The 4,999-nt window shown below is 40.7% G+C and carries 5 protein-coding genes and 1 pseudogene; all 6 read left to right on the top strand.

All coding sequences use genetic code 11. The features are described 5' to 3' along the window. Positions 1-597, top strand: a pseudogene (locus tag G1O98_RS36860) (bifunctional DNA primase/helicase); the annotation flags it as partial. Positions 598-677: 80 nt separating this feature from the next. Continuing rightward, on the top strand, positions 678-1,658 hold the full coding sequence (locus G1O98_RS36855; protein ID WP_163939232.1) for a site-specific integrase: 981 nt from the start codon (positions 678-680) through the stop codon (positions 1,656-1,658). Between the two features lie 372 nt (positions 1,659-2,030). Beyond that, positions 2,031-2,726: a hypothetical protein gene (locus G1O98_RS36850; protein WP_163939230.1), complete on the top strand. Its 696-nt coding sequence runs from the start codon at positions 2,031-2,033 to the stop codon at positions 2,724-2,726. Between the two features lie 89 nt (positions 2,727-2,815). Further along, the gene (locus G1O98_RS36845) at positions 2,816-3,364 is read left to right on the top strand and encodes a GNAT family N-acetyltransferase (RefSeq protein ID WP_163939228.1); all 549 of its coding nucleotides are present in this window, start codon (positions 2,816-2,818) and stop codon (positions 3,362-3,364) included. A gap of 21 nt (positions 3,365-3,385) precedes the next feature. Next, a complete protein-coding gene (locus G1O98_RS36840) occupies positions 3,386-3,925 on the top strand; it encodes a hypothetical protein (protein WP_163939226.1) in 540 nt (179 codons plus the stop codon). A 269-nt stretch (positions 3,926-4,194) separates the two neighbouring features. Next, a partial coding sequence (locus G1O98_RS36835) for a hypothetical protein (protein WP_163939224.1) occupies positions 4,195-4,999 on the top strand: 805 nt, incomplete at its 3' end.

The raw sequence follows: 4,999 nt of genomic DNA, 5'->3' as shown, positions 1-4,999 counted from the left end.
GCTATACATTGTGCTGCTCACGTCAAAGCAATTCTTGGGTTTACTATTCCCCTAGACTGTAAACCTATTTGGTTGCTAGCCACTTTAGTAGAGCAGCTGGGGCTAAAACTGACTTTCCGCAAGCAGGGTAAACGGGGTCAACAGGTGAAACTTTTCTCTTTATCTAAAGAGGAATTAGAATTTGCAATGCATGTAATTGCTCATCGCGTGGAAAAGCGTAATCAAAAAGAAAATCGAACCTATTACGCTGCTCAAACCCCTGCTGCGTATAGTGTAAACCCCAATCAGCAGGCCGTATCCACACCCCCCCCTAATGCTATAGGGAACTCCCATTGCCAAGGGGAGGATACTACCGAATTTGAGTCGCCTCCGACCGATCGCACTACCCTACTTCATTGCGTGGAAATGCTTCGCTCTGGTATTTCTCGTGGAGTGGACGCAATTAAAGGCATTCTCAAGCGATGGGTTGAGGATTTGCGCTGGGATACGGTGCTGGAACTTGAAGTGATCGCCGCGAATGAACTGCGACTTGTCGAGGATGAAGTCCCGGAATTTTATGCCTTGCTCTCTGAAGATGTGTTGCCTGTTGAGGGGTAAAGTCAGCATCACATGCACGCAATTATGAGACAATTACTTATTAGAATCTAGCAAGCGAGAATTGCTGTTCTGATAAGTAAATGCCTCAAACCATTGAAAACACCGCACCCTCTCCTCTCGCTCTGCCTTCTCCCATCCCGCTAGTCGAACATCCGGCTGCGGTCTATTTGGCAACCCTTTCCCCTGGTTCCCGCCCCACAATGCGCCAAGCTCTCAATGCGATCGCGCGATTGTTAACCAACTCAAGTTGTGATGCGATGACCCTGAACTGGGCAGCACTGCGCTACAAACATACGGCGGCAGTCCGCTCTGTGTTGAGCGAAAAATATGCACCAGCTTATGTCAACAAAGTGCTGTGTGCTTTGCGGCGAGTTTTAAAAGAAGCCTTGCGGTTAGAGATAATGGATGCTGTTGATTTTGCTCGTGCTGTAGACATTCCCAACGTTAAAGTCACCAAGCAATTGCGGGGACGTGTTCTCACGGCAGAAGAAATCGCCCAATTGATGCAAACTTGCTTTGATGACCCTACCCCCACTGGTTATAGAGATGCTGCAATATTTGCAATACTCCGAGGTTCTGGAGTCCGCCGCTCTGAAGTGGTGAATTTAGACTTGAGCAACCTTGAAGAGAATACTGGGGCAATAGAAGTGCGTGGTGGCAAAGGTGGTAAAGATCGGACTGTGTACTTACCCGATGCTGCTCTTACTGTCGTCTTGGACTGGTTATCGCTTCGAGGCTACGAGGCAGGCCCTTTACTATGTCATGTCAACAGAGGCTCAAGGATAGTGCGGCGACGACTTACCTCTCAAGCAGTGCTGTTCATCTTGCAAAAACGTGGTTTAGAGGCGGGAGTAACTAATTTCTCCGCTCACGATTTCCGTAGAACTTTCATCTCTGATCTGCTCGATGCTGGTGAAGATATTTCTACAGTTCAAAGGTTAGCTGGACACACGAACAGTGACCAGACTGCCAGATATGACCGTCGCGGTGAAGAAACTAAACGCCGTGCTGTCCAAAAGTTGATTATTCCAGGACAGAGGAAGAAATCTCCTCTACGCTGATGTAGTTTCTACACTTTTTCTACACGTTCCTGGCTCTGAAATGCGATCGCGATCGCTCTTCTTTTCGGTTTAGTGATCTGTATGGGTATTTTCAGCAATTAGCGTCATCACTGAGGATATTTAATACTCAGTCTCTGGCGAAGAAGATTGATGCTGGAATTTCTACGGGGTGATGTCTATATTTATTTGCTCCCAGCGTAACCGCTATGAAGAGATGCTATCGCCAATGGCGATAGCATCTCTTCATAAAAGGCATTGCTTGAGGAATGCGCTGAGGCATTTGGCGATGATACTATCAAGGTAATTCATCATGATAAATTACACGATTTAATAAGCGTGGCCAGTCCCAGTTTACCTAGATGACACGTGAACATGAGCAATACAGGGCGTACAAAAAAACTAGCATCTTTCAACTGTGACCAAAGGATTTGGGAGCAGTTTATCGCCCGTTGTAAGTCAAAAGGGACGACCGCAACAGCCACGCTGATCGAATTTATCGATCTCTACGTAGGCGATTCCCAAGATAAGGTTGATACAACAGGTGGTAACGATTTAGACGAACGCCTAGACTCAAAGATTAAGGCAAGTGTAGAGAAGTACTTAGTGGAAAGTAATAAAAATCACAGTAGTCCGACTAATGAAATGATAAGAGCTATTTGCGAAAGACTTGATAAGCTCGATTCAGAGTTTTCAAATGAATCTAATAGCAATCAAACTACAGCAATTGATAATCTCGCCAATTTAGAACAAAAAGTGGAGAAGATGTATGCCCGAATGACACAGTTGGCTGAGGCGATCATTAAAATTCAAGACTATCTCAACAACCAACAAAAGCGGGGACAGAAATCGCACTACAATAATTCATCATTCAAAGTGCATACTCCCAGAATGCAACCGTTAACTGAAGAAGGTTTGGCCAAGAGGCTTGGTGTAAGTGAAGAAAGTGTACGCAAGGAGCGAATTAAACTCCCCCCACCGCTTTTTGTAGCATGGTGTAAGGGCAAAGATAGATCCGGTATTGGGTGGGAATTTAACGAAAATACGGGATTTTATCATCCGGTAAGTTAGTAATTTTATTCTTTTCAAGAATTTCGGAATTTACACTGACTCGCCCGCCGAATAGAGTGATTGCAGATAATGACAATTAGGAGCTTTAGGTGCAGCGAAAAATCGAATTAAAAAGGGGTTTTGATAATACAACTGTTGAAGCATATTTGGTTGATTTAGAACAAAGACATGTTGATGATTATGTTAATGAGTGGGTCGAAAAATTAAGGTTATTTAGTCAAGAAGATAAATACTGGGACTGGGTATTTAAATTAAGATATATTGGCAATCAACAAAATCTTGAAGGTTACGCAGTTGAGTGCGAAAACAAAACTCAAGGATTGATGATAATAGAAACACAAATGCACGGTTCTCGGTTGAATATTGGTAAGAGGTTAGTTTATATTGATGGCATTGCCACTGCCCCCATTAACCGAATCGAGATTCAACGCCCACCTCAATTCAAAGGTGTTGGTCAAGCACTGTTAAATTTCGCAAGAATTAGAAGTGTTGAGTTAGGGTATGAAGGTAGAGTTGGGTTGCATTCCTTACCAAGGTCTGAAGGATTTTACGAAAAACAAAACATGTTGAACTGCGGTTCGGAAGAAGAATATGAGAATTTAGTTTACTTTGAGTATGGTGTATTGAGACGAAGATAAAGTTCGAGCGGGTAAAAATTTATGAATCATCAACAGCAAAAGGATAATTTTGAGGCAAACGAGTCAATAACAACCCAAGAAGCTATAGATTTACTTTTTGGTGAAGGATGGCTCGAAGAGGCTGTTTGCATCGAAGATGAAGCAAATTGCACTATTGGCGCTGGTTTGGATTGGGGTAATGCATTACCACCTTTAATGCTCAACCTTCCTTTATTTGGCCGCCTATCAACGCTGCGTGTATCTCTCAACCGCGAAGTCAGGCTAATAATTGAAACATGGGATTTAGGTATAGGTACAACTTCTGCAACAGAAACTGCAAGGGCACGCATTAAAGAGCGGTTGCTATCCCCTTCGTCTGAGCTAATACCTCACTTGGAAGCTACTTTGTTGCAAGATGATTTATACAATGAAGAGTTTATATCTAACCGAGAAGCTCTAAAATCCTTACTTGCAGTAGTTCTTACTGATTCTGATAGAGAAGAAATTGCAGAGAAGGCTGCGAATTCAATACGCACACAAGTTATGTCTAAAGTGGATTTTTCCGGAAAACTTTCTGCGTAAATATAATCACAATAATATCGTGTCAAATTAAATAGTGCATTTTTGTTCCAGTGCTACTCCCGGTTGTCAACCAGCTTAGATCAAGGAGTTGACAAATATAAATCCTGATTCTTTCGTTGATTGATAAGTTTTGCTTAAGTCTGTTCTTTAAATGTGGTGCTTGACGGCTATTGATTTATGCTAAACAGCGTTTTATTCAGGGTTATTACGGTTGTTGATGTATAAAAAAGTATGAACTATTAATATATATTATATTTTAGTTCTAACGTATGAACAACCTTGATGTAATACTTAATAAGGCTTTGATGCTTGGTAGTTCGATGGCATTAGATTGCCATAATTCAGATGTCATTGAAAAACAACTAATTATAATTTCTAACACGATTTTAGATTTGCATCATATAAAAGGTGAGTTAGCACCTACACTAAAAAAACTCGATGAAGAAATTGCACGGATTGATGCTATTCGTTTGACAAAAGGTGTTGTAGGTGTTGGTTTAATTTTACTTGGTCAAAATGGTAGTGATGATGATAATATACTCTCACAAATAGCTTCAGAAATTGCTTTAGAAATTGGACATGATTTTTTGGATGAAGCGATTCACGATGAAAACCATCTGCGGGAGGTTCGGAAAATATTTTGGGATTTGGTGCAGACGATTGATATTTTTATTCAGCAAGGTACATGGCTAAAAGAGATTAGCTCTCAATGTTTTCTGATTTCAGATAGTATTTTCGATACAGAAATTCAAAAACATTCCCAAAATTTACCGTCTTTGGCTGCACAAATATCCAAATTATCATTCAGCATTCGGTTAGATTTTAGCTTTAGCCAACCAGAATTAATGCAAGACAAAGCAGCAACAGCAATGCTTGCATTAGAGCGCTTAATCAAAATAAAAGATAAATTAAACAGTTTGTCATCTTCAATTGATAATACAAAAAAATTTTTGGTTAGCCATCATACTATAAATTCGTTATTTTTAGTATTTGGTGCAGCGATTACACGAATAGTATTTAATAATAAAAACGAAATAATTATTTATATTGAAAATCAACAGTATAGGTTATTAG

This window comes from Nostoc sp. UIC 10630, assembly GCF_010747425.1.
Taxonomy (GTDB): Bacteria; Cyanobacteriota; Cyanobacteriia; order Cyanobacteriales; family Nostocaceae; genus Nostoc.
This window is presented reverse-complemented; position numbering and strand designations above follow the sequence as displayed.

Coding starts and splice junctions, on each gene's coding strand:
- G1O98_RS36855 (WP_163939232.1), top strand. CDS start 678: ATGCCTCAAACCATTGAAAACACCGCACCCTCTCCTCTCGCTCTGCCT.
- G1O98_RS36840 (WP_163939226.1), top strand. CDS start 3,386: ATGAATCATCAACAGCAAAAGGATAATTTTGAGGCAAACGAGTCAATA.
- G1O98_RS36850 (WP_163939230.1), top strand. CDS start 2,031: ATGAGCAATACAGGGCGTACAAAAAAACTAGCATCTTTCAACTGTGAC.